Here is a 22,863-nt window from a genome sequence, read left to right as displayed (position 1 = left end):
TTAGACAGTTGGTGCCGCAATTTGCCGGACATCGACAAATCTTCCTTCGATAGCTGCCGCTGCCGCCATTTCCGGGCTGGCCAAATGGGTGCGGGCACCGGTACCTTGCCGCCCCTCGAAATTCCGGTTCGAAGTCGAAGCGCAGCGCTCGCCTGCCGGCACGACATCATCATTCATTGCCAGGCACATACTGCAGCCTGCATCCCGCCATTCGAAGCCTGCGTCCTTGAAAACCTTATCCAGCCCTTCCTGCTCCGCCTGCATCTTGACAGTGAAGGAACCTGGAACGACCATGGCGCGGACTGCAGGGTGAACCTTTCTTCCCCGGATGACACTTGCTGCCTTGCGCAGATCCGTGATGCGTGAATTTGTACAGGAGCCGATGAAAACATGCTGGATTTCGATGGAAGTCAGCTGCTGGTTCGGCTCCAATCCCATATATGCCAGTGCTTGCTCGACAGCTGCCCGTTCGTCCTCATCCTCGATGAGTGCCGGGTCCGGCACATTTGCCGATATCGGCAGACACATACCTGGGTTCGTCCCCCAAGTCACCTGCGGTTCGATTTCTGATGCATCCAAATGCACCGTATGGTCATAGACTGCACCTTCATCGGTGGCAAGCTGCCGCCATTCGGAAACGGCTGCTTCGAAAGCAGGGCCCTCCGGGGCGTATCTCCTGCCGCGAAGGTATTCGAATGTCGTTTCATCCGGACTTATCAAGCCGGCTCGCGCCCCTGCTTCAATCGACATATTGCAGATTGTCATCCGTTCCTCCATCGACAGGTTCCGAATGGCTTCACCGGTGTATTCGAGTACATAGCCGGTGCCGAATTTGACGCCGAATTTACCGATGATAGCCAAAATCAGATCCTTGGCTGTCACGCCGGTTCCAAGGGTGCCTTCGATGTGCACATTCAGCGTCTTCGGTTTATTTTGCCAAAGTGTCTGGGTCGCAAGGACATGCTCCACTTCACTTGTACCGATGCCAAAGGCCAAGGCACCGAAGGCTCCGTGGGTGGAGGTGTGGCTGTCGCCGCAGACGATTGTTTTGCCAGGCTGTGTAAGTCCGAGCTGCGGGCCGATGACATGCACGATACCTTGATCCGGATGGTCGATATCGGCTAGACGGATGCCGAACTCAGCACAATTGGACCTTAGTGTTTCCATCTGTTTACGCGCAACCTCATCCCGGATCACCGACCTATGTATCGTCGGTACGTTATGATCGACAGTTGCAAATGTCCGCTCCGGCTGCCGCACTTTCCGGCCTGCCAGGCGCAGCCCCTCAAAGGCTTGGGGGGAGGTCACTTCATGCACAAGATGCAAGTCGATATACATGAGGTCCGGCTTATCAGGCTCCTGTACAACGGTGTGTTTTTCCCATATCTTTTCGATGATCGTCTTCGGTTTCTCCATTGTTCTCAAGTCCTTTCCTTACGAACTTACTTTTGCTGTCATCAGCTGATCGATGACAAGGGAGGTCATTTTTTCTGTACCGACGATTGTTTCCGGATTCCCTTGCATATCCTGGGTTCCGTATCCGCTTTCGAGCACTTCATCCACAGCTTTCTCCACGGCCTTTGCTTCTTTTTCCATGCCGAAGGAGTAGCGAAGGAGCATCGCTGCCGAGAGGATGGTGCCAAGCGGATTGGCAATATCCTTACCGGCTATATCCGGAGCGGAGCCATGGACTGGCTCGTAAAGGCCAAGTGTATCCTCCCGTAAGCTGGCTGAAGGGAGGAGGCCGAGTGATCCAGTGAGTACGGATGCTTCATCGCTCAGGATATCGCCGAAAAGGTTTTCGGTGACGATGACATCAAAGTAGGTTGGATTGGTAATGAGTTTCATGGCAGTTGAGTCAACAAGCATATGCTCCACGGTCACTTCGGGATAATCCTTGCTCTTTTCATCGACGATTTCCCGCCATAGCTTGCTGGATTCCAGTACATTCGCCTTGTCGACGGAAGCGAGACGTTTATTCCGAAGCATGGCACTTTGGAAACCGGTTTCGACTATCCGCTCCATCTCATACCTTTCATAATGAAGGGTGTCGACAACCGTCTGCCCTTCGTTGCGGCGTTCGCTCGGGGTCCCGAAATATAGCCCGCCTGTCAGTTCCCTTACAATCAATAAATCGCTTCCTGCGACGATTTCCTGCTTGAGCGGAGAGCTGGCAAGCAGAGAGGGGAAGGTTTTGACAGGACGCAGGTTTGCAAAGAGGCCTAAGCCCTTGCGCAGCTGCAGCAGTCCTTTTTCCGGCCGCAGATGAGGAGGATGCCGGTCCCATTTGGGTCCTCCCACGGCTCCGAGTAAAATGGCATCCGCTCCTTGACAAGCCTGGAGTGTATCTGCAGGCAGCGGTTCCCCGCATGAATCAATGGCAGCGCCGCCGATATTTTTTTCATCGAAAGTAAAAGTGTGGGAGAAAATGTCGGCAACCCGCAGCAGGACAGAAGCAGCTGCCTCTGTCACAGAAGGCCCGATGCCATCTCCCGGTAGCAGTACGATTTTCTTTTGCATGATCAGCACTCTCCAGGTCAGATTAGATTAAAGCTTGCACTTTTCTCAGCGTTGCAGCACGCAAAGCGCGGTTGACACCGTTGACAAAGGCATGGCTGGAAGCTTTCAAGACATCATTTGCCGTGCCGCGGCCGGTATAGTCTTCGCCGTCGACTTGCAATTGAACATGGACTTCGGCAAGCGCATCTTCTCCTTTGCCGACTGAATGGATACGGTAGTCCATCAATGTCACTTCTTCATCGATCAAGGCTGCCAATGTATTGTAAATAGCTTCCACGGTTCCATGCCCCGTGCGTGCAGTCTCCTTGATCCCTTGCTCAGGTGTCTGCAAGGCAATGGTGGCTGTCGGCAAATTTTGCGGTCCCATCGTCACTTGAAGGGCTTTCACTTCATATATCTTCACAGGGTCATGCTTTGTCTGGATGTCCAGTGCGATGGTGAAAAGGTCCTCATCCGTTACTTCTTTCTTTTTATCTGTCAGACGCTTGAAGCGGTCAAAAGCTTCCTGCAGCTGTGTCTCATCAAGCATGAATCCAATTTCTGCGACTCTCGTATTGAACGCATGCCGTCCGGAATGTTTACCGAGTACCAGATTGGTAGCATTCATCCCTACAAGTGCGGGCGTAATGATTTCATACGTTTTGGCATGCTTCAGCATCCCGTCTTGATGGATGCCGGATTCATGGGCGAATGCATGGTCTCCGACAATTGCTTTATTGCCTGGCACTGTCATCCCCGTCAATTTGCTGATCAAGCTGCTCGTTCGTTTGATTTCATGCAGGACGAGGCGGGAGGAGTGCTGATATGCATCTTTCCGGATATGAAGGGCAACCGCTATCTCTTCAAGTGCGGCATTGCCGGCACGTTCGCCGATACCGTTTACCGTGCCTTCGATTTGAGTCGCACCGCTTTCGATTGCGGCTATGCTGTTGGCGACTGCCATTCCCAAATCATCATGGCAATGTGCGGACAGATCTGCTTTTTCTATATTTCGAACGTGTTCCTTCATATAAGCAAACATTTTCCCATACTCGGCCGGGGCAGCATAACCTACAGTGTCAGGCAGATTCACGACTGTGGCACCAGCATCGATGACGGCCTCTGTGACTCGTGCCAAAAAAGGCAGCTCCGATCTGGAGGCATCCTCTGCTGAAAATTGGACGATCGGAAATCGTTTCTTGGCATAAGTGACCATGTCGACAGCCGTCTGCAGTACTTCCTCCGGTGTTTTTTTCAGCTTGTATTCCATATGGATAGGGGAGGTGGCCAAAAATACATGGAGTCGTGGCTGCTCCGCATCCTTCAATGCTTCCCAGGCGATATCGATATCGCTTTTCTTTGCCCGTGCCAATGCCGTGACAGCTGTCGTCTTGATTGTCCGGGCAATTTCCTGGACAGCGAGGAAATCGCCCTCGGAGGAAGCGGGGAAGCCCGCTTCCAATACATCCATTCCGAGGCGTTCCAGCTGACGGGCGATCTCAAGCTTTTCCAGTTTGTTCAGGTTGACTCCTGGAGTCTGTTCACCATCCCGAAGCGTTGTATCAAAAAATTTTATTTGAGCCATGGACAATCACTTCCTCAGCGGATTGTTTTTTCTTTCCTTGTTTGACGAATGGCATCAATTCACGGAGCTCACGGCCGATTGTTTCGATCTGATGGTTTGTTTCCTTCGCATTGATTGCGTTGAATTGCGGGCGGTTGGCTTGGTTTTCCAAGATCCAGCCTTTGGCGAATGTCCCGTCTTGGATATCTTCCAATACTTCTTTCATACGGGCTTTCGTTTCATCATTGACAACTCGCGGTCCCGAAACGAAGTCACCCCACTGTGCTGTATCAGAGATGCTGTAGCGCATGCCCTCCAAACCGTCCTCATACATGAGGTCGACGATCAGTTTCAATTCATGCAGGCATTCGAAGTAAGCAACCTCCGGCTGATAGCCGGCCTCTGTCAATGTTTCAAAGCCCGCTTTGACAAGACTGGTAAGCCCGCCGCAAAGGACAGCCTGCTCCCCGAACAAATCTGTTTCGGTTTCTTCCTGGAATGTCGTCTCCAAGATGCCGGCACGGCCTGCTCCGATGCCTTTCGCATAAGCAAGTGCTGTTTCTTTCGCTGTCCCGGTCACGTCTTGGTAGATACCGTATAGGGCAGGTACACCGGCTCCTTCCGTGTAAGTACGGCGAACAAGATGGCCCGGTCCTTTTGGAGCGACCAGGAATACATCCACATCCGATGGAGGTGTGATTTGATTGAAATGAACGTTGAAGCCATGGGCAAATACCAGGGCATTCCCGCTCTCCAGGTTTTGCTCGATGCTTTCCTTATAGATGGCGGGCTGAAGTTCATCCGGTACAAGCATCATGATGATATCCGCGGCTTGAGCTGCCTCCGATGCAGATCGCACATCATGTCCATCCTCGGCTGCCTGATTCCAGGATTTACCTTGACGAACGCCGACCACCACATCGAATCCGCTTTCCTTCAAATTCTGTGCATGGGCATGACCTTGGGAACCATAACCGATCACCGCGATTTTCTTTCCTCTCAAAACCTCTTCTTGAATATCATTGTGATAGATGACTTTTGCCATTGTTCATTCATTCCTCTCCATGTTTAATTGGTTATAAGTGAATACGTGTTTCCATCCGCAGCTTGCGGCTGATGCCCACGCAGGAAGGCCGTGACTCCGGTTCTTGTCAATTCCTTGATACCATATGGACGGACCAGCTCGAGGAAAGCCTCGATCTTATCCGTGTCGCCTGTTACTTGAATGATCATGCTGTCCTTGCTGATATCGACCACACTTGCACGGAAAGGAGCAATGATGCTTTGGAGCTCATTCCGGCTGGCAGGGGGGCATACGACTTTCACCAGTGCCAGCTCCCGGGCGACAATGGCGTTATCGGTGATATCGGCTACCTTCAGGACGTCAATTTGCTTGTGAAGCTGCTTTGTGAGCTGTTCCAGCTTCTGCATGTCTTCCACTTCGACGACGAATGTCATCCGGCTGACTTGCTCCACTTCTGTCTTGCCGACAGAGATACTATCGATATTGAATTGCCTTTTTTGCATCAGACCGGTTATCCGGTTCAGTACGCCGCTTCTATTCTGGACAGTGGCGGTAATGATTCGCTTCATCGACTCACTCCAATCATTTCATGCAGTCCTTTTCCGGGTGCTATCATCGGGAATACATTTTCCTGCCGCAGTACTCGGCAGTCGATCACGACGGCTTCGTCTGATTGAAGCATGGAGGGGAGAGCTGCAATAAGCTGCTCCTGTGTCTCCAGACGGATACCCTTGATGCTGTAGCTATCCGCCAGCTTGATAAAATCAGGCTGGATATCAAGCAGTGATTCAGAGTATCGCTCTTGATAGAAGAATTCCTGCCATTGCCTTACCATACCAAGGCTTTGGTTATTGACTATCAAGACCTTGACCGGGAGCTTCCTTTCCTGCAGCACGGAAAGCTCCTGCATCGTCATCTGGAATCCGCCATCGCCGACCACGCTGATGACTGTACTGTCGGGACTTGCCAGCTGGGCTCCGATGGCAGCAGGGAAACCGAATCCCATTGTTCCCAGTCCGCCGGATGTCACCCAGCGATTTGGCTGATCGAATCCGTAATATTGCGCTGCCCACATTTGGTGCTGTCCGACGTCCGTCGTGATGATGGCATTTCCTTTTGTTGCCTTGTGGACAGCTTCCATCACCCATTGCGGTATGAGTTCCTGCGCCGGGTTATTGTACCAAAGCGGGAATTCTTCCTTGTATTGCTGCAAATGATCGCGCCAGGACTGAATGTCTGGTATTTCGGCTTCTGCTGCTTGAAGTGCCTGCAGCGCTGCTTTTGCATCCGCCACCACAGGGATGGCCGTAGGGATGATTTTGCCTATTTCCGCCGGATCGATATCGATATGTGCAATCGTTGCCTGCGGGGCAAAATGCTCCAGGTTGCCAGTAAGCCTGTCATCGAATCGGGCACCGATATTGATCAGCAGGTCGCATTCATACAGGGCGCGGTTTGCGGCATATGTCCCATGCATCCCTGCCATGCCGAGAAACTGATCATCGCTGGCCGGAAAGCAACCGAGGCCAAGCAGGGTGGAGGCGACGGGCAGCTGGAACCGTTTGGCAAAGGCATGGATTTCTTCGGATGCCTTGGCATGCAGGATACCTGCCCCTGTTAAAAGAACCGGGCGTTTTGCGTGTACAATCGCTTGGGTAAGCTTTGTGATTTGGTTGCTGTTGGGCTTCGTTGTCGGCTGATAGCCTGGAAGGTGGATGTCACCCACGTCAGCAGAAGAGGCATAAGCCTCACCGGAGATATCTTTCGGGATATCAATCACAACAGGTCCCGGCCGCCCGGTTGTGGCGATATAAAATGCTTCCTTGATGATCCGGGGCATATCCTCCTGCCGTTGGACTTGATAATTATGCTTGGTGATCGGAGTGGTGATGCCAATCACATCCGATTCCTGAAATGCATCGGTACCGATGACGCTCCTGCCGACTTGACCTGTGAATACGACAAGGGGAAGGGAGTCCATCATGGCATCGGCGATTCCGGTGATAAGATTCGTTGCACCAGGTCCTGATGTTGCGATGACGACCCCGGGCTTTCCGGAGACGCGGGCATAACCTTCGGCAGCGTGGATGGCTCCTTGTTCATGTCGGGTCAAGATATGCTGGAACCGTGGTTCTGCCCGATACAAAGCATCATAAATCGGAAGCACGGCCCCTCCCGGATAGCCAAAAATCGTATCGACTCCAGCCGCCTGCAATGCCTCGACGAACAGATCTGCACCTGTTTTGGGAGCTTTGGCTGCAGGCTTTCTTTCCTGTACGGCTTGTGCCTTCACCTTCATGTTTTATCCCTCCAGTAGTTTTTGATATATAAAAAAGCCTTTTTTCTCCATTCAAGCAATTCAGCAAGAAATGGGGAAAAAAGACTTTGCTTTTCTCGGTACCACCCAAGTTCACAGCTCCCTTACGGTAAGCTGCCTCATGGAGCCGATCAATATCAGCTCCGTTTTGATAACAGGTGCCGTACACCTGGCTCAGCCTACTGATTGTTATATTTTCAGCTAAGCGCTCAGGGAGGAGAGATGACGGATTATATTGCCGGGATTCCAGCATCCCCGGCTCTCTGTGAATATAATGCCTCCGTCACTATGGTCCCGTCTTCGTGTTGGTTATATTTTCATCACACCGCCAGTGTTGGCGGATGTAACAAGCTTTGCGTACTTCGCCAGGTAGCCAGATTTGATTTTTGGCTCCGGCTGTTTCCAATTTTGGCGGCGTGTTTCAAGGACAGCTTCATCGACGAGTAATTCAATGCTGCGTGTTTCCAAGTCGATGAGGATAGGATCGCCATTTTCCACGAAAGCGATCGGCCCGCCCTCGGCAGCTTCGGGGGAGATATGACCCACCGAGATACCTCGAGTGGCACCCGAGAAGCGGCCGTCTGTGATGAGGGCAACCTCTTTTGCCAAGCCGCGGCCGGCAATGGCGGAAGTAGGGGAAAGCATCTCCGGCATCCCTGGGCCGCCTTTTGGACCTTCATAGCGTATGACAACGACATCGCCGGCCTGCACAGTCCCATTGGTGATCCCTTCCTGCGCCTCGTCCTGTGAATTGAAGACGATCGCCTCCCCGAGAAATTTCTTGATGGAAGGATCCACAGCCCCGACCTTGATCACACTGCCGTCCGGTGCCAGATTGCCGTACAGGACACTCAGTCCGCCGACAGGGCTATATGGATTATCCAGCGGGCGGATGACCTCTTTATTCAAGATTTCGGAGTCTTCCACATTCTCGGCTATCGTCTTACCGGTAATGGTAATCCGCTCCTTATGAAGAAGTCCGTCGATTTTGCAGAGCTCGTTGATGATTGCGCTGACCCCTCCGGCCAGGTGGACGTCGTGCATGGAATAATCGGATGCAGGACTGATTTTGGATAGGTAAGGAACCTTTTCGGCAATTTTATTGATATCTGCCAGATTGTATTCAATGCCGGCTTCATGAGCGATCGCGATTGTATGGAGGACGGTATTTGTCGACCCGCCCATGGCCATATCCAAGGCAAAAGCATTATCAAAGGTTTCTTTCGTCAAGATATCGCGTGGACGAATATCTTCTTTGACAAGTCGGATCAAATGCCGGGCTGCTTCATAAATCAGCTCATGACGCTCGTCGGATGTAGCGAGCAGTGTCCCATTTCCAGGCACTGTCATGCCGAGCATTTCCATCAAACTGTTCATCGAATTTGCAGTGAACATTCCCGAGCAAGATCCGCAAGTCGGACAAGCCAGTGTTTCGATCGTCGCCAATTCCTGTTCGGTCATTGTACCGTTTTGCACGGCGCCTACGCCTTCAAACATGGACACAAGGCTCAGCGGCTTGCCATCAGGACTAATCCCGGCTTCCATCGGTCCTCCCGAAACAAAGACGGAAGGTACGTTCGTCCTGGCTGCTGCCATCAGCATGCCGGGTGTTATCTTATCGCAATTCGGTATATAGAAGACGCCATCGAACCAGTGCGCTTGTATGACGGTCTCGGCGCTGTCGGCAATGATCTCCCTGCTTGGCAAGCTGTAACGCATGCCGATATGGCCCATGGCAATCCCGTCATCCACTCCGATTGTATTGAATTCGAAAGGAATCCCGCCTGCTTGGCGGATCGCATCTTTTACTACTTCGGCAAATTTGTTCAGATGCATGTGTCCTGGAATGATATCGATGTAAGAGTTGCATACACCAATGAATGGTTTTCCCAAATCTGATGTCTTTACCCCGGTCGCATGAAGCAAACTGCGGTGCGGAGCTCGGTCAATCCCTGTTTTGATCATGTCACTGCGCATGGAATCAAAACACCTCCCAGCTGCAAAAGTTCTCTTTTTCTTTATGTTTTTGAATGCGAAAAACAAATGGATTAAATAATTAGAAAATTCATTTATTTGATTGATTGTCAGTTATCATAACGCCTAACCAAAGCTAGGTCAACAGCTAATTGGATAAATTTTCAGATTCTTTAAATCATTCAAACTAATTGAAAGCGTTACCAATACGCTGGTAGTGGGGAATGTTTGTTAGATAATCTGGCAAAAAACTTTTTTATAGCTCTTGCTTTCAACGAAACGCCTATTTGGATATATATGGGAATATTTTAGGGATAAAGATCAGACAAAAATGAGAGGCATTTCATGTATAATCCCGGCAAAACGCATTCTCATCGCATCCTAAGCAGGTTGGAAACATATTGATTTGAAGAAGGCATGGGTCGACAGGTTCTTTAGGATGGGATTGATTGTGCCCTGAATTTCAATTGTGACGAAAAATATCGAACACTAAAACTTTTCAGTCAATATGGCGAAGCGTATAATAGAAAAGGTAGTTCAAGGGAGGTATACATATGACAAATAAATATGGACAAACATGGAATCTGGATGTGATTTTTCCTGGAGGAAGCAATTCTCCTGCGCTGGCAGAATATGCAGGGAAAGCAGAACAGGCCTTAAGTGAATGGAAGCAGGCTCTTGAATCCTTCCAGGTTCCCGAGCAAGGGGAGGATACGGAGGGCTTGGTGCGTATCCTGAAGAAATGGGAATCATCGGCAAAACACGTATTTGAGGTCGTTGCATTCGTCGAGTGCCTGGTGGCACAGGATGTAACGGATAAGAAAGCAAAGCAATGGTCCGGGAAGAAAGATGAACTGGTGGCGGCTTACAGCGGTACGCTTACCGGTGTCGATAGAGTCATTACACAAGTGCCGCAGCAGACATGGGAGCAGCTGCTTGAGCAGCCTGAATTGATCAATTATGCGTTCATCCTGGATGAGCGCAAAAAAGAGGCAGCACAGAAGCTGGCTCCTGAGCAGGAAGTACTGCTCAATGATTTGGCCATTGATGGCTACCATGGCTGGGGAAGCATGTATGACACGATTGTCGGCAGCATCCAAGTACCATTGACAATCGATGGGGAGGAAAAATATTATTCCGTCGGCCAAGCCGCCAATAAACTTGATGCCGCTGACAGGAAAGTCCGTCAGCACGTGTTTTCCAGAATGCAGGAAGCATGGACAGGGAAGGAAGACTTCTTTGCTGAAACGCTCAACCATCTGGCTGGCTTCCGTCTGCAGACATACAAACACCGTAAATGGGACAATGTGCTGAAAGAACCGCTGGCTTATAACCGCATGTCCCAGGAAACTCTGGATGCTATGTGGGAAGCAATCACGGATGAGAAGGATGCCTTCGTAAAATATTTGCAGCGCAAAGCGGAGATTTTAGGCTTGGAAAAACTGAGCTGGTATGATATCGATGCGCCGCTCTCCTCTGCAACGAAACATGTTTCTTATGATGAAGCTGCGGATTTCATCGTCAAGCATTTCCGCACATATAGCAGCCAGATGGCTGATTTCTCACAGCAAGCATTCGAGAAGCGCTGGATCGAAGCGGAAGACCGTAATAGCAAACGTCCTGGCGGCTTCTGTACCAGCTTCCCGGACAAAAAAGAAAGCCGTATCTTCATGACATTCAGCGGAACTGCTTCCAATGTATCGACGCTTGCCCATGAACTGGGCCATGCTTACCATAGCTATGCGATGAATGATGTGGAACAGCTGAATCAGGAGTATGCGATGAACGTAGCAGAGACAGCTTCCACTTTGGCGGAACTGATCGTTTCGGATGCTGCGGTAAAAGAAGCTGAAACGAAGGAAGAAAAAATCGCATTGATCGAGGAAAAAATTCAGCGCAGTATCGCTTTCTTCATGAATATCCATGCCCGATTCCTATTCGAGACAAGATTTTATGAAGAACGCAAAAACGGGCTCGTATCGGCAGCTCGCCTGCGTGAGTTGATGGTGGAAGCTCAGAAAGAAGCTTATAATGATCAGCTTGATGAATATGATCCGACATTCTGGGCGTCCAAATTGCATTTCTACGCAACAGACGTACCATTCTATAATTTCCCGTATACATTCGGTTACTTGTTCAGTACGGGTATCTATGCAAAAGCTGCCGAGAATCCGGCAGACTTTGAACGCTCCTACAATGCTTTGCTGAAGGATACTGGTCGAATGACGGTGGAAGACTTGGCAATGAAGCATTTACAGGAGGATTTGACCCGGAAGGCATTCTGGCTGAAAGCTATAGAGGTATGCAAGCGGGATATTGAGGAATTCTTAAGATTGACTGCAGAGTGATAGTGGGCAGATTGCAGAGGAATTGTTTTTCTCTGCAATCTTTTTGTCTGTAAGATAGAAAAAAACGGTTCCTCTGCTTAACCAAAGCAGGAAGAACCGCTTTTTCTATTCTGTTAACTTTGAAATCTTTTGGCTGATTTTGAAAATACATAGAAATATCAAGGACAATGATGTAACTGACATATCCAATGCTAGTGAATTTTTTAGAATAGCCATACAGGAGGAGTGTCATCCGGGCTGCAATAACAGCAGGCCGCTATATTTTTTCGATTTGATATTCACGCTCTGTGTCAATTTCAGCAGTTTGCCCCGGAGATTCTTCCGTTCGGATATAATGCCAATCACCGTACCTGGTGACATACTCCCAGCCTGCATCCTGAAAAATCGTCTTGTATTCATGGAGATCGTCATCGCGTGTGGCTTTATCATCCAGTCTGTAAATATTAGGAAGCAGACTCGATTTTCTCGAAGGTATAGAATATTTTATACCCGGCATTTCTTTGCATGTCAGACGAAAAAGAGCTTGGGTGTTCTTTTTGCAGTCATAGATCCTCCACCTCGATACTTTCAACCTTTTGCCGACTTACCTCAACCAAGTATTGCAGTCGATTCCACTCGGACTTCACAACCTGTTTTCCCAGTTCGGTAAGTACATAGCTTTTTCTTCGTTCTCCGTCTTCACCGGTTTTAGCGATGATTTTTTGTTTTTCCAATTTACTTAATGCCCCATATAAAGTTCCTGGACCCAATTTCACATCGCCTTTGCTCATCTCTTCTACTTTTTGCATGATGCCATATCCATGAAGAGGGGTGGTGAGGGAAAGCAATATATAGAAAGTTGTATGTGTAAGCGGCAAGTATTGCGTTGGTGAGGCTTTTTTCATTCGGTTACCTCCAATCAGCTGTTTCATGTTTGTCGGATATGCTGTTGCGAGTTCCTATTATAGCATATCAGAAACAGCTCATTTTTTAACAATGGACAGATCAGGGGTTGAAAATTGGAGCAAGAAGGATTAATATATCGGAGTGAGATATATTGTTAAACGATATAACGACACGCGATATAAATGACTTCGACTTAAGGAGAGAATCGTTATCAAAATAAATGAGTTATCAGTCAATGGCGGCATGGCACATGGTGATGCTGTCTCCTTTTACGGGAAAAACTATCAATCTCGCGCGACAAGAAATAAAAATGGTGAGATAAGTGTTGAGGTGAAACGGCCTAAATCATTACCGCATTGGTTAAATCATATGCTTCTGATTCCAGGACTCAGAGGTTTCGCCGATACCATCTATGGCTTCTATATGAAGTGGTGGGTAGGCCTTCTATTCCTCCTTGCCCCGATTGCAATGAATTATCGTATTCAGGCAGTATTCGACTTCTTCACTTCTCAATCAGGAGATGCTGAGGCGGGCTTTATTTCCGGAATGCTTATTGGTTTGATCATGATGACAATTATCATCAAAGTGACGCCCGTCAGCAAATATCATGCTGCCGAACATATTGTCCATAACCTGTATCTGCAGGGCCGGCCGCTTCATGCAGAAGAAGGGAAAAAGACCTCCCGCATTCATGAATGGTGCGGGACGGGATGCATGTTTTTACTCATGGCGTACACGGTGATCATGGTATTCATTCCATTTCCATCCTGGCTGAAGATCATGCTGTGGTTTCCTTTCTATGGAGAAGTGATGATGAATGAAAACAAGTACTTCCGATTGCTTGTCATGCCATTCAAATGGATTACATACGCATCTCAATTCCTGACAACATCAAAACCGAAGGAAGAACATATAGAGGTTTCCCTAAAAGCGTTCCAAAGCTTGTTGGAGAAAGAAGAGGAGGCATTGCTGAAATCAAATACAATTGCTTGATGGCAAAACATGCTGTGACGGGGGATTCTGGAAAAAGATGGGGCTTCATTTTGAGGAAGTATCCCATCTTTTTTCATGGAGTGGACGATATGATGACAAATGTCAGCTTTCTTCATGACATTCCTTTCTTACTTGCTGCGTTTTGACGTGATATCTTGTTAGCAGGAGGTGGTTTTATGCTGATGCTGCATCATATAAGTAAATCATTTCATGGACAGTCGGTTCTTAGAGATATTACGTTTCGAATGTCGGAGGGAGAGAGCATCCTCTTGCTCGGTGCCAATGGAGCTGGTAAATCCACTTTGATTAAGATCATTTTAAGGATGCTGCAACAAGATCATGGCGAGATGGAATGGTCGGGGACCCGGCCGCGGATTGGTTATGTACCGCAGTCACCCTCCATTATGGGGAATTTGACAATCAGGCAATTTATTTCTTATGTACTTTCCTTGCATGGCAAACGATCACACATCAGCACTGTTTTGAAAGATGCCGGTTTGGATGAAAAAAGTAAGATGCTGGCAGAAAATTTAAGTACAGGCCAGATGAAGCGGCTGTTGTTCCGATTAGCTATAGCTGCAAAGCCAAAGCTGCTCATCATGGATGAACCGACAGCTGGAATGGATTTGGAAGCCAAGCGTCTGTTTCGCCGGCAATTGTCAGCGATACGTGCTGATGGAATCGGCATATTGGTTACGACGCATATTCCATCGGAAGCAGAAGAGCTTACCGATCGATTGCTGTATCTGGAAAGCGGTGTGATAAGGGTGGATCGGGCCATTGAGGATATCAGGCGGCTTAGGCAGTCGATAAGCTTCCGTACAGATTCCAAGGATGAAAAGCTGTTATTCTCCCTGGGATACACGCTGCGGGACGGGGTATTCCAGAAGCTGACAGATGACGCAGATAAGGAACTGCAATTGCTTATCCAAAGGAATATCCAACTGAAGCAGCTGGAAATCAAAGGCGAGACGCTAAAAAGGTATGTGGAAGGGTTGAATAGGAAGGGGGCTGGCCTATGAAGTCTATTATCCTGACAACGGGCATGGAGTTACAGCGTATGATAAAAGATAGATATTTCCTATTTTTTTCTTTGCTGATGCCCTTCATTTTTTATAGTTTATTTACTTATATGAATAGAGGCGTAACGATCAGCGGAATGGATTTTGATTATTTTTTCCTGATCTCCATGACCTGTTATAGCTTGGTTGTGACTTCTGTGCAAACATTCGGTATCCAGATTATGTATGACCGCAAGCAAACCTGGATGGACTATCTTTTTACACATCCTGTCACAGTCTCACAGTACTTCGTTGCGCGCATCTTTACCCAACTCTTGCTCCATACATTCATTGTCACAGTATTCTTCCTTGCCGTAAATGCCTGGAAGCGATTTGACCGCCCTGTCGGGGAATGGATGATGACAAGTGTCTGGCTGCTGGCTGGCTCGATTCTATTTCTGGCGATTGGTGTCTTGATTGCACAATCCAAGAAAATACAGACAGCATCCGCAATAGCGAATATTGTGGTATTAGGGCTGGCCATTTTGGGAGGGCTTTGGATGCCTCTGGAAACATTCCCGGCATGGGTGCAGATATTCGGGAAGTGGCTGCCCTCCTACCAGTATGCATTTGGTGCATGGAGCATTGCATCCGGTGAGGGTATTGAAATTTCCAATATCATCATTCTGGTTTGTTATTTTTTGGTATGCTTTATAGGAGCAATGTCGCTGCACTACAGACAAAGGAGGTGAGTGTATAGATGAAAAAATTCCGCTTATTTCCGAAAGAGGAAGGCTATATACCGCATCTTTGGCTGCTGTATTTCTATTATTCATGTGTGAATCTATTTTTTCTGGAAGGTTTATGTTTTTGGCTTACTTTGCTTATACTGCTTGCTGTGTTTATCTGCTATCGGGAGATGTATTGGCGGCCTGAAAGAACGTTTGCTGCTTCCATGGTCATGATATTGCTAATCTCTTTTCTCGTTTTCCTCGTATCCGTATCTTATTTTTATATACTTTTATATGCAATGAGCATGTTATATGGAGTGAAGAAGTCATGGCAATTCTGGTCGGGTTATGCGGCAATCAATAGTGTGACAGCAGGCTTGCTGCTTGTAGATAGGATTGGTTTGACGAATCTGAATTGGGGGTATATATTGCCTGGTATTTTGATTGCCTTAATCGCTCCTGCCGCCTGGAAGGCACAGGAGACATGGAATCATAAATGGGAAGCAGTCAACCAGGAGTTATCCGAGGCGAACAATCGAGTAGAAGAATTAATCAAAGAAAGGGAACGGGATCGAATCGCCCGGGATTTGCATGATACAGTCGGGCAGACATTATCCACCATCTCGGTGAAAAGTGATATTTCGAAGAAGTTTGTATATCAGGATCAAGAGCGGGCGGAACAGGAATTACATGATATTCAGCTGCTGGCCAGATCCCTGCTCCGGGAGATGCGGGAAATCGTTAGTGATATGCGGCTGGTATCCTTACAGGAGGAATTGGAGGCAGCTCAATCCAGACTGGAGGAGGCGGGAATCGATTTTGAATTGGAACAGCATTTGCCTCCGATGAAGGATGGTTCGAAGGAAACTCTGCTTGCTTATATTGTCAAAGAAGCTGTCACAAATGTCATCCGTCATAGCCGCGCTACATTCTGTAAGATGCGCCTCATTCCGTCCGGAAGCGAACTCCAATTGGAAGTGGAGGACAACGGGATCTTTGATGGCAGGGAATGGCAAGAAGGAAATGGTGTGGATGGTATAAGGAAAAGAGTGAGGCTGATGAAGGGGAAAGTTCATTTCAAAAAAAGGCAGGATGGTGGATTGCATGTGACAATAAATGTACCGCTGCAAACCGAAGGGGGAACTGGGCATGATTCATATGCTGTTGGCGGATGATCAGAACATGCTTCGGGGTGCGATGGCAACGATGCTAGATTTAGAGGAAGATTTCTTTGTTGCTTGTCAGGCGGCTACCGGCGAGGAGGTTTTGCATGCGCTTCAAACCAAAACATATGATCTGCTGATTCTTGATATCGAGATGCCGAAATATAGCGGATTGGAAGTCGTGAAATGGTTGCGGGAAAATAACCGCCCCGAAAAGGTGCTGATGCTGACGACCTTTTCCACTGCTGCTTATGTCAAGGAAGCTATGAAGATGACCGTCGAGGGGTATCTCCTGAAGGATACGCCGAGTGATCAGCTTGCACATGCGGTAAGGGACATTGCCTATCATGGGCGCACCGTGATAAGTCCCGAGATAACGTATCAATTCGTACAGGGAATGGATACCCCGTTAAGTGAGCGTGAACAGCAAATCCTCCAGCTGGCGGAAAAAGGATACTCCACCAAACAAATAGCTGCAGAACTATTTTTATCGCCGGGTACAATCAGAAACTATTTCTCGGAGCTGATGGATAAGCTGGGTGCCCAGAATCGTTCACAAGCAGTTTACATAGCGAAGGAAAGGGAATACATATAAAAAACACAGCTCCTAAAAAGGAACTGTGTTTTTATGGATCAGTCTCTGGCATCAAGCATGGACTGCAGCTTTTTGGAAACCGCCAGCAGGATGATACCAACTATGATAGCTGCGGCACCGATTACACTGAATATCTCCAGATAACCGAGAGTTGCTGTCAATGCAGCAAGCTGTCCGCCGATGATATTGGCAATACCGGATGCTGCCATCCAGACACCCATCAATAGGGAAGCTATCTTAATAGGCGCTACTTTACTTACCATGGATAGTCCTACCGGAGATAGGCAAAGCTCACCTATAGTATGGAATAGATAAGTAAAGATGATGAATAAAATATTAGCTTTGTGCATTATATCCGTTTCATCACTGCCTGTATACAGTACTGCTGGAACCAGAATCATGAAACCTAATCCCAGGAGAATCATACCGAGGGACATTTTTGTCGTTGTTCGCAAATCTCCGCGTTTTGATTTGCTTAGTTTCAACCAGATTGCGGATATGATCGGAGCAAGGATGACAATGAATAGCGGGTTGACAGATTGGAACCAGGAAACCGGTATCGTATAGCCGCCAATATTCCGATCGATGAAATCCCTTGTATAAAGTGTCAGGGAAGTGCCTGCTTGTTCAAAACCAGCCCAGAAGAAGATAACAAAGACAAATAGAATCAGTACAGCGCCAGTACGTTTCTTTTCTGCTTTTGTCATTTTTGCTGCTGGAACACTTTTCGCGGCGACTTCAGTACGAGCAGGTTTTGTTCCGATATTACCTAAGTAACGTTTACCCAACAAGCTGAAAATCAACTGACCGATGATCATTCCGATGGAAGAAGCCAGGAATGCCCATTTAAAGCCAAAGTGTTCAATACCATCAGCGTCTACAGAGTGGAATAGATCTTCTGCAAGGAAACCAGCGATCAATGGGGAGAAGAATGCCCCCAGGTTGATTCCCATATAGAATATTGTGAAAGCAGCGTCTTTCCGTTTGTCTCTTGGGTCATATAGTTCACCTACATAGGTTGAAATATTCGGTTTGAAGAAACCATTACCGATGATCAAGAAAAGAATCCCGATATATAGACCCAATTGGCTGTTGAATAGAAATATTGTGAAATCTCCGATCGCCATTGTGATACCGCCGATCGTGATTGCTGTACGCAGACCAATATATTTGTCTGTCAGATAGCCGCCGATGATAGGCGTGAAATAAATGACTCCTCCGTATAAACTGTAAATGAAAGCAGCATGCTGTGTGCTCATTCCCAAGCCGCCGCTTATCACTGCGGCAGTCAAGTAAAGCATCAAGACAGAGCGCATTCCATAATAGCTATACCTTTCCCACAATTCCGTGAAGAAGAGAAGATACAATCCCTTTGGATGCTTCTTCCCCTGTGGGATTGTAGCTGGTGTATCCATTTTTAATCCTCCCTTTTTAAAGAACATTGTCCATTATACGTCATAGTTTTTCTCGAATTCAAACAATTTCGTTATATGAAGTAAAAGTAATAAAATTGCTAAAATTAGCACTTGGGTAAAATTTCATATATAGGAAATTTCAATAATAGTTGCTAGCGCTATCATTTTTCTATATAATAGATAGACAACAGAAAACAAATCGGAACCAAAAAGCCTGCAGGGGGAGCCATTCCGGCTGAGATGGACATATGTCCAGACCCTTTGAACCTGTGAGTTAGCACTCGCGTAGGGATGTAGCTTCTTTGATGGGGAAACAATGCGTAAGGGCCATCGGAAGGATCTCCCTGCGGCATTGTTTTTTTGTTGCATTTTTTTAGTAGGGGAGAAGCAATATGCAATCAAGAGGCAAGGTTTTATTTTTAGTGGAGGTGGCAATATTCGCCGCGCTCGCATTCGTACTGGACTTATTTTCATTTAAAGCATGGGCACAGGGAGGCAGTATCTCCTTGCAGATGGTCCCGATATTTTTGATGGCGTTTCGCTGGGGATGGAAAGGAGGACTTGCAACCGGGTTGATTACCGGGCTGCTTCAATTAGTCACCAACCCCTATATCATACATGTTGTCCAAGGTTTTTTGGATTATCCTTTGGCCTTCACTTTAGTTGGTCTGGCAGCTGTGACGGCTGGATCAGCTCGTAAAGCGGCAAAAGATAATAACCGAACCAAGCTTGTTGGATTCCTGATCATTGGAACACTGATTGGAAGTATTGGACGGTTCGCTTCACATTTTGTAGGCGGGATGGTCTTTTTCGGATCAGCAGCCGCTCCCGGGCAGAGTGTATGGGCATATTCACTTATATATAATGGCTCCTACTTGCTGCCGAGCTTCATCGCGAGTATCATAGTCATCCTCATTCTGGTTTTGGCCCAGCCGAAATTCATTTTGCCAAAGAAATGATAAACAGGCACTGTTCATCGGAACAGTGCCTGTTCATTTAAATAAGCAAGCATTCGACATTTTCCGTTTCGGTGACAATCAAGAAGATTTTCCCTTCATCCAGATCCTCCTCGAAATCCTCGGCTTCTTCTTGGGAAAAGCCGATTTCCTTCAGTTTTGTACGAAGCTCATCCCCAGGTTTACTGAACATGCTCCCGACCGCACTTTTGGCACCCATCTCGGATAGGCCGATTGTATTGGCGTCCACTTTGCTGGATACACGCTTTGTTCTGTCGTCATCATGTGACAAGACATAAATATTATCTTTGTTTACACCTTTTGTACTCAGCTGCTGAATGTCTTCCTGAAGCTTTTCGTCGTTTGTATACTCTTTCAGATAGGGTTTCATGTTCATCTCTCCTTTATGTTGATCTTGTATGGAATATCTACCCGCTCAGCAAATACTGAAACAATTTTGGTTTGATCATACGAAATCAGAGATAGAGATGACTTAGGTTATGATTGGTGGGTTGAGAACCGATCGAGGATAGAAATTATGAATCCGTGAAAGCCTAGGGAAGATACGTTTAGTTTCGTATGGTATAGGCAATACAGAACTAATCGATTGTAAAAGGAGAGAGCTGTATGGTGAATAAGACAACAGAAGTTTCGGCAGCAGAGGTGCTGGAGCTCCTGGAAATAGAGGGCGGAGAAAAAGTGATCGTCTTTGGTGCTGGTAACGGGGAGCTGGTTATACCGATTGCCCATAAAACGAAGGATCGTGTGACTGCCCTTGAAGAAGATGAAGCTTTATTGGAGGAATTATCGCTCCGTGCAGAGGAAGAGACACTATCGAATATCGATCGGATGCCGAGCGGAGTGGGCAGACTGAATTTTCCGGATGCATCCTTCCAGCGCGGGCTGGCAGCGTTTGTATTGGACAATACGGATGATCTCGAGTTAGCTGTTCAGGAGATATACAGAATCACCATCGAAAAGGGCATTGTTGTTGCACTTGGTTTCAGCAAGGATCAGAGTGCCGGCTTGCTTACCGATAAATTGTCGAAGGCAGGGTTTGACGTGACGGCAGGGGATCTGAATGAGGAATTATATTATGTAAAAGCATTCAAAGCATGAGAAAACCGCCGGAAGGGCGGTTTTTCTTGCGCATTGGCACATATATTCTTAGGAAACATCCCCTATCCAATACATACGAAAAGCATTAAGATAGAGAAAAGATATAACTGGTTACATAAAAGGAGTGGGAGCAGTGAAAACTTTCAAATTGGTGGAATTAACCTTATATTCCACGGATCAAGGATCGATGGAAGGGAAGGAAATGAAACTATCGGAGGGCTTGATCATCAATAAGGAGGAGGATAACGAATGGGTATTGGAAGCAGTCCTTGGCAAAGAGGATTTGGAGGTCGTACAGACATTATCTGAGGACCGCAAAGTCCTGCTTGCGGAAGTAAGGATCACAAAACCTGAGAATCGGCTGGCCTTGTTTTTGATACAAGTATTGGAGGTCAATGATTTAGGGGATGAAGGAAATGTAATCATGCGGGGCAGACTTGCAAGGGAAGACCGGCTGGATTTGCTTACTGCAATCAAAAAGCTTCGCAAGGATGGGCTGGAAGAGGGAGAAATCCTCTCAAGCGGAATCGGCAGAGCTGAGTAAGCAGTTCTGAAAAAGAGCTATTCTCCTTATACCATACCTGCTATAATAGATTACATTTGAAAGATGCAACGAAGGAGTTCATGTATGCGTACCTATGACCCGCGTTGGCGATGGCTCAACAATATTTCGCCAACAAGACTGATCATTCTTTTTTATTTTACGGCAGTTGTTATTTCTACCTGCTTATTGGCCTTGCCAGTAGCTCATAAAGAAGGAATGGATATCTCCTTCGTGGATGTACTTTTTACATCTGTCAGTGCCATCAGTGTGACTGGGCTTGCCTCTGTTCCCATACAAGAATATTTCAACACGACTGGAATCATACTGATTGCGTTCACGATGCAGCTCGGCGGAATAGGTGTCATGACGCTTGGCACCTTCGTCTGGCTATTGTTCGGGAAGAAAATCGGCTTTAAGGAACGCCGTCTAATCATGGCGGATCAGAACCAAATGTCGTTCCGCGGAGCGGTCAGTCTCATGCGGCAGATCCTGGTCGTTGTTTTATCGATAGAATTGATCGGATTCCTTGTTTTGGGAACCTATTACCTGCAGTATTTCCCTACAGCAGGTGAAGCATATTTTCAAGGGCTATTCGCCTCCATCAGTGCAACGACCAATGGAGGCTTCGATATAACGGGGCAGTCACTCATCCCTTTTCAGCATGATTATTTCGTACAGTTCGTACATATGCTTTTGATCATTCTCGGAGCAATCGGCTTTCCGGTGCTTATCGAGGTGAAGCAGTACATCTTTGCTTCCAAGGAAGAGCGCAGCTTTATTCGTTTTTCCTTATTCACGAAGCTGACAACCATAACTTTCATGGTGCTTATTATTGCTGGTGCAATTATCATAGCATTGCTTGACTCCAGGAATTTCTTTGTCGGGAAATCCTGGCATGAGACTTTGTTTTACTCCCTGTTCCAATCAGTGACCACAAGGAGCGGAGGGCTTGCAACAATGGATATTGCGGACTTGACTGAACAAAATCAGTTGTTCATGTCTGCGCTGATGTTCGTTGGCGCTTCTCCGAGCAGTGCAGGGGGCGGTATCCGGACCACTACCTTAGCATTGGTTGTCATCGCGCTGTACCACTTTGCCAGGGGGAATAAGCAGATCACGGTCCTTCGCCGGGAAATCCACCCGGAAGATTTATTCAAAGCAATCAATGTGACTATTTTCGGGATGATCCTGGTATTCGTATCTGCTGTCATCCTTGCTTCGATCGAACCTTTCTCGCTCACCGAAGTGCTATTCGAAGTATGCAGTGCGTTTGGTACAGTCGGCTTAAGCCTGGGGATTACGGCTGATTTGAGTGATGCAAGCAAGATTGTCCTGATGCTGCTCATGTTCCTGGGGCGTGTCGGTATCCTGACATTCCTGTATTCCCTGCACCGTAATTCCCAAGCAGCCAACTTCCATTATCCAAAGGAACGAATCATCATCGGATAAAAATTGCAAAGACGGCATCCGGAAAGGATGCCGTCTTTTGTTTGGTTATTAGCAGTAGAATGCTGCACCAACAATAATCAACAAGATGAAAAGTACGACGATCAAAGCAAAGCCGTTGCCACCGCCGTAGCCGCCGACATTACCGCCTTCATAACCGCAACCTCCGCCGAAACCGCCGAAGCCACCGTATCCGTAACCCATTCTGTTTCACCTCCTAAAGCTTACACCTTACTATATGGTGCAGCAGAGGAAGGCGTATGGTCGTTTGCCCATTTTTCAATATGAT

21 protein-coding genes, 1 pseudogene and 1 riboswitch are annotated in these 22,863 nt (G+C 47.5%); of the genes and pseudogenes, 10 read left to right on the top strand and 12 right to left on the bottom strand.

Translation table 11 applies throughout. From position 1 onward, the window contains the following. The 7 genes from leuC to ilvD form a co-directional block, all read right to left on the bottom strand. Window positions 1–1,416 carry a 3-isopropylmalate dehydratase large subunit gene (gene leuC / locus MHI54_RS01895; RefSeq protein ID WP_095214535.1) on the bottom strand — a complete coding sequence of 472 codons (1,416 nt, stop codon included), beginning with the start codon at window positions 1,414–1,416 and terminating at the stop codon, window positions 1–3. Between the two features lie 18 nt (window positions 1,417–1,434). Next, window positions 1,435–2,520 carry a 3-isopropylmalate dehydrogenase gene (gene leuB / locus MHI54_RS01890; RefSeq protein ID WP_095214536.1) on the bottom strand — a complete coding sequence of 362 codons (1,086 nt, stop codon included), beginning with the start codon at window positions 2,518–2,520 and terminating at the stop codon, window positions 1,435–1,437. Between the two features lie 22 nt (window positions 2,521–2,542). Then, on the bottom strand, window positions 2,543–4,084 hold the full coding sequence (locus MHI54_RS01885) for a 2-isopropylmalate synthase (RefSeq protein ID WP_095214537.1): 1,542 nt from the start codon (window positions 4,082–4,084) through the stop codon (window positions 2,543–2,545). Beyond that, window positions 4,062–5,108, bottom strand: a complete 1,047-nt coding sequence (gene ilvC, locus MHI54_RS01880) for a ketol-acid reductoisomerase (RefSeq protein WP_095214538.1) — start codon at window positions 5,106–5,108, stop codon at window positions 4,062–4,064. The genes MHI54_RS01885 and ilvC overlap by 23 nt, the downstream gene beginning before the upstream one ends. A 23-nt stretch (window positions 5,109–5,131) precedes the next feature. Further along, window positions 5,132–5,656, bottom strand: a complete 525-nt coding sequence (ilvN, locus tag MHI54_RS01875) for an acetolactate synthase small subunit (RefSeq protein ID WP_340082192.1) — start codon at window positions 5,654–5,656, stop codon at window positions 5,132–5,134. Then, window positions 5,653–7,386, bottom strand: a complete 1,734-nt coding sequence (gene ilvB, locus MHI54_RS01870; protein WP_095214540.1) for a biosynthetic-type acetolactate synthase large subunit — start codon at window positions 7,384–7,386, stop codon at window positions 5,653–5,655. Before ilvB ends, ilvN begins: the two co-directional genes overlap by 4 nt. Before the next feature lie 327 nt (window positions 7,387–7,713). Next, window positions 7,714–9,381 carry a dihydroxy-acid dehydratase gene (gene ilvD / locus MHI54_RS01865; protein WP_340082191.1) on the bottom strand — a complete coding sequence of 556 codons (1,668 nt, stop codon included), beginning with the start codon at window positions 9,379–9,381 and terminating at the stop codon, window positions 7,714–7,716. Between the two features lie 551 nt (window positions 9,382–9,932). Here ilvD and MHI54_RS01860 point away from each other — a divergent pair. Further along, entirely contained in the window at window positions 9,933–11,726 is a 1,794-nt protein-coding gene (locus MHI54_RS01860; RefSeq protein WP_340082190.1) for a M3 family oligoendopeptidase, read from the top strand. Window positions 11,727–11,954: 228 nt separating this feature from the next. On the opposite strand, the gene MHI54_RS01855 is transcribed toward MHI54_RS01860, so the two are convergent. Both MHI54_RS01855 and MHI54_RS01850 read right to left on the bottom strand, forming a co-directional pair. After that, a complete protein-coding gene (locus tag MHI54_RS01855; RefSeq protein ID WP_255374696.1) occupies window positions 11,955–12,086 on the bottom strand; it encodes a hypothetical protein in 132 nt (43 codons plus the stop codon). A 182-nt stretch (window positions 12,087–12,268) separates the two neighbouring features. Beyond that, window positions 12,269–12,610 carry a helix-turn-helix transcriptional regulator gene (locus MHI54_RS01850; protein ID WP_340082189.1) on the bottom strand — a complete coding sequence of 114 codons (342 nt, stop codon included), beginning with the start codon at window positions 12,608–12,610 and terminating at the stop codon, window positions 12,269–12,271. Between the two features lie 244 nt (window positions 12,611–12,854). Between MHI54_RS01850 and MHI54_RS01845 the strand changes: the two genes are divergently transcribed. From MHI54_RS01845 to MHI54_RS01825, 5 genes are all read left to right on the top strand, one after another. Further along, window positions 12,855–13,604: a DUF1385 domain-containing protein gene (locus tag MHI54_RS01845; protein WP_340082188.1), complete on the top strand. Its 750-nt coding sequence runs from the start codon at window positions 12,855–12,857 to the stop codon at window positions 13,602–13,604. A gap of 176 nt (window positions 13,605–13,780) precedes the next feature. Continuing rightward, a complete protein-coding gene (locus tag MHI54_RS01840) occupies window positions 13,781–14,626 on the top strand; it encodes an ABC transporter ATP-binding protein (RefSeq protein ID WP_340082187.1) in 846 nt (281 codons plus the stop codon). Further along, on the top strand, window positions 14,623–15,357 hold the full coding sequence (locus tag MHI54_RS01835; RefSeq protein WP_095214547.1) for an ABC transporter permease: 735 nt from the start codon (window positions 14,623–14,625) through the stop codon (window positions 15,355–15,357). Before MHI54_RS01840 ends, MHI54_RS01835 begins: the two co-directional genes overlap by 4 nt. A gap of 8 nt (window positions 15,358–15,365) precedes the next feature. Continuing rightward, window positions 15,366–16,511 carry a sensor histidine kinase gene (locus MHI54_RS01830; protein WP_095214548.1) on the top strand — a complete coding sequence of 382 codons (1,146 nt, stop codon included), beginning with the start codon at window positions 15,366–15,368 and terminating at the stop codon, window positions 16,509–16,511. Further along, window positions 16,486–17,094, top strand: a complete 609-nt coding sequence (locus MHI54_RS01825; RefSeq protein WP_158221457.1) for a response regulator transcription factor — start codon at window positions 16,486–16,488, stop codon at window positions 17,092–17,094. The genes MHI54_RS01830 and MHI54_RS01825 overlap by 26 nt, the downstream gene beginning before the upstream one ends. 38 nt (window positions 17,095–17,132) lie before the next feature. On the opposite strand, the gene MHI54_RS01820 is transcribed toward MHI54_RS01825, so the two are convergent. Next, on the bottom strand, window positions 17,133–18,509 hold the full coding sequence (locus MHI54_RS01820; RefSeq protein ID WP_095214549.1) for a peptide MFS transporter: 1,377 nt from the start codon (window positions 18,507–18,509) through the stop codon (window positions 17,133–17,135). Window positions 18,510–18,718: 209 nt separating this feature from the next. Then, window positions 18,719–18,818, top strand: a riboswitch (TPP riboswitch). 83 nt (window positions 18,819–18,901) lie between these two features. Here MHI54_RS01820 and thiT point away from each other — a divergent pair. Continuing rightward, the gene (thiT, locus tag MHI54_RS01815) at window positions 18,902–19,468 is read left to right on the top strand and encodes an energy-coupled thiamine transporter ThiT (RefSeq protein ID WP_095214550.1); all 567 of its coding nucleotides are present in this window, start codon (window positions 18,902–18,904) and stop codon (window positions 19,466–19,468) included. Between the two features lie 37 nt (window positions 19,469–19,505). On the opposite strand, the gene MHI54_RS01810 is transcribed toward thiT, so the two are convergent. Then, the gene (locus MHI54_RS01810) at window positions 19,506–19,856 is read right to left on the bottom strand and encodes a general stress protein (RefSeq protein ID WP_340082186.1); all 351 of its coding nucleotides are present in this window, start codon (window positions 19,854–19,856) and stop codon (window positions 19,506–19,508) included. A gap of 236 nt (window positions 19,857–20,092) precedes the next feature. On the opposite strand from MHI54_RS01810, the gene MHI54_RS01805 reads away from it, so the two are divergent. From MHI54_RS01805 to MHI54_RS01795, 3 genes are all read left to right on the top strand, one after another. Beyond that, window positions 20,093–20,584, top strand: a complete 492-nt coding sequence (locus MHI54_RS01805; protein WP_340082185.1) for a methyltransferase domain-containing protein — start codon at window positions 20,093–20,095, stop codon at window positions 20,582–20,584. Window positions 20,585–20,717: 133 nt separating this feature from the next. Then, window positions 20,718–21,128 carry a YwpF family protein gene (locus MHI54_RS01800; RefSeq protein WP_095214553.1) on the top strand — a complete coding sequence of 137 codons (411 nt, stop codon included), beginning with the start codon at window positions 20,718–20,720 and terminating at the stop codon, window positions 21,126–21,128. 84 nt (window positions 21,129–21,212) lie between these two features. Continuing rightward, window positions 21,213–22,577 carry a TrkH family potassium uptake protein gene (locus MHI54_RS01795; RefSeq protein WP_095214554.1) on the top strand — a complete coding sequence of 455 codons (1,365 nt, stop codon included), beginning with the start codon at window positions 21,213–21,215 and terminating at the stop codon, window positions 22,575–22,577. Window positions 22,578–22,625: 48 nt separating this feature from the next. On the opposite strand, the pseudogene MHI54_RS01790 reads toward MHI54_RS01795, so the two are convergent. Then, window positions 22,626–22,712: pseudogene (locus MHI54_RS01790) on the bottom strand (YjcZ family sporulation protein); the annotation flags it as partial. Window positions 22,713–22,863: the final 151 nt, after the last annotated feature.

The sequence above is a fragment of the Terribacillus sp. FSL K6-0262 genome, assembly GCF_037977385.1.
Lineage (GTDB): Bacteria > Bacillota > Bacilli > Bacillales > Amphibacillaceae > Terribacillus.
Note: the sequence above shows the minus strand (reverse complement) of the source record. Positions and strands in the feature narration are given on the sequence as shown.

Coding starts and splice junctions, on each gene's coding strand:
- MHI54_RS01795 (WP_095214554.1), top strand. CDS start 21,213: ATGCGTACCTATGACCCGCGTTGGCGATGGCTCAACAATATTTCGCCA.
- MHI54_RS01810 (WP_340082186.1), bottom strand. CDS start 19,856: ATGAAACCCTATCTGAAAGAGTATACAAACGACGAAAAGCTTCAGGAA.
- ilvD (WP_340082191.1), bottom strand. CDS start 9,381: ATGCGCAGTGACATGATCAAAACAGGGATTGACCGAGCTCCGCACCGC.
- ilvB (WP_095214540.1), bottom strand. CDS start 7,386: ATGAAGGTGAAGGCACAAGCCGTACAGGAAAGAAAGCCTGCAGCCAAA.
- MHI54_RS01845 (WP_340082188.1), top strand. CDS start 12,855: ATGGCACATGGTGATGCTGTCTCCTTTTACGGGAAAAACTATCAATCT.
- MHI54_RS01835 (WP_095214547.1), top strand. CDS start 14,623: ATGAAGTCTATTATCCTGACAACGGGCATGGAGTTACAGCGTATGATA.
- ilvC (WP_095214538.1), bottom strand. CDS start 5,108: ATGGCAAAAGTCATCTATCACAATGATATTCAAGAAGAGGTTTTGAGA.
- MHI54_RS01855 (WP_255374696.1), bottom strand. CDS start 12,086: ATGTCACCAGGTACGGTGATTGGCATTATATCCGAACGGAAGAATCTC.
- MHI54_RS01840 (WP_340082187.1), top strand. CDS start 13,781: ATGCTGATGCTGCATCATATAAGTAAATCATTTCATGGACAGTCGGTT.
- leuC (WP_095214535.1), bottom strand. CDS start 1,416: ATGGAGAAACCGAAGACGATCATCGAAAAGATATGGGAAAAACACACC.
- thiT (WP_095214550.1), top strand. CDS start 18,902: ATGCAATCAAGAGGCAAGGTTTTATTTTTAGTGGAGGTGGCAATATTC.
- leuB (WP_095214536.1), bottom strand. CDS start 2,520: ATGCAAAAGAAAATCGTACTGCTACCGGGAGATGGCATCGGGCCTTCT.
- MHI54_RS01805 (WP_340082185.1), top strand. CDS start 20,093: ATGGTGAATAAGACAACAGAAGTTTCGGCAGCAGAGGTGCTGGAGCTC.
- MHI54_RS01830 (WP_095214548.1), top strand. CDS start 15,366: ATGAAAAAATTCCGCTTATTTCCGAAAGAGGAAGGCTATATACCGCAT.
- MHI54_RS01860 (WP_340082190.1), top strand. CDS start 9,933: ATGACAAATAAATATGGACAAACATGGAATCTGGATGTGATTTTTCCT.
- ilvN (WP_340082192.1), bottom strand. CDS start 5,656: ATGAAGCGAATCATTACCGCCACTGTCCAGAATAGAAGCGGCGTACTG.
- MHI54_RS01885 (WP_095214537.1), bottom strand. CDS start 4,084: ATGGCTCAAATAAAATTTTTTGATACAACGCTTCGGGATGGTGAACAG.
- MHI54_RS01850 (WP_340082189.1), bottom strand. CDS start 12,610: ATGAAAAAAGCCTCACCAACGCAATACTTGCCGCTTACACATACAACT.
- MHI54_RS01820 (WP_095214549.1), bottom strand. CDS start 18,509: ATGGATACACCAGCTACAATCCCACAGGGGAAGAAGCATCCAAAGGGA.
- MHI54_RS01825 (WP_158221457.1), top strand. CDS start 16,486: ATGATTCATATGCTGTTGGCGGATGATCAGAACATGCTTCGGGGTGCG.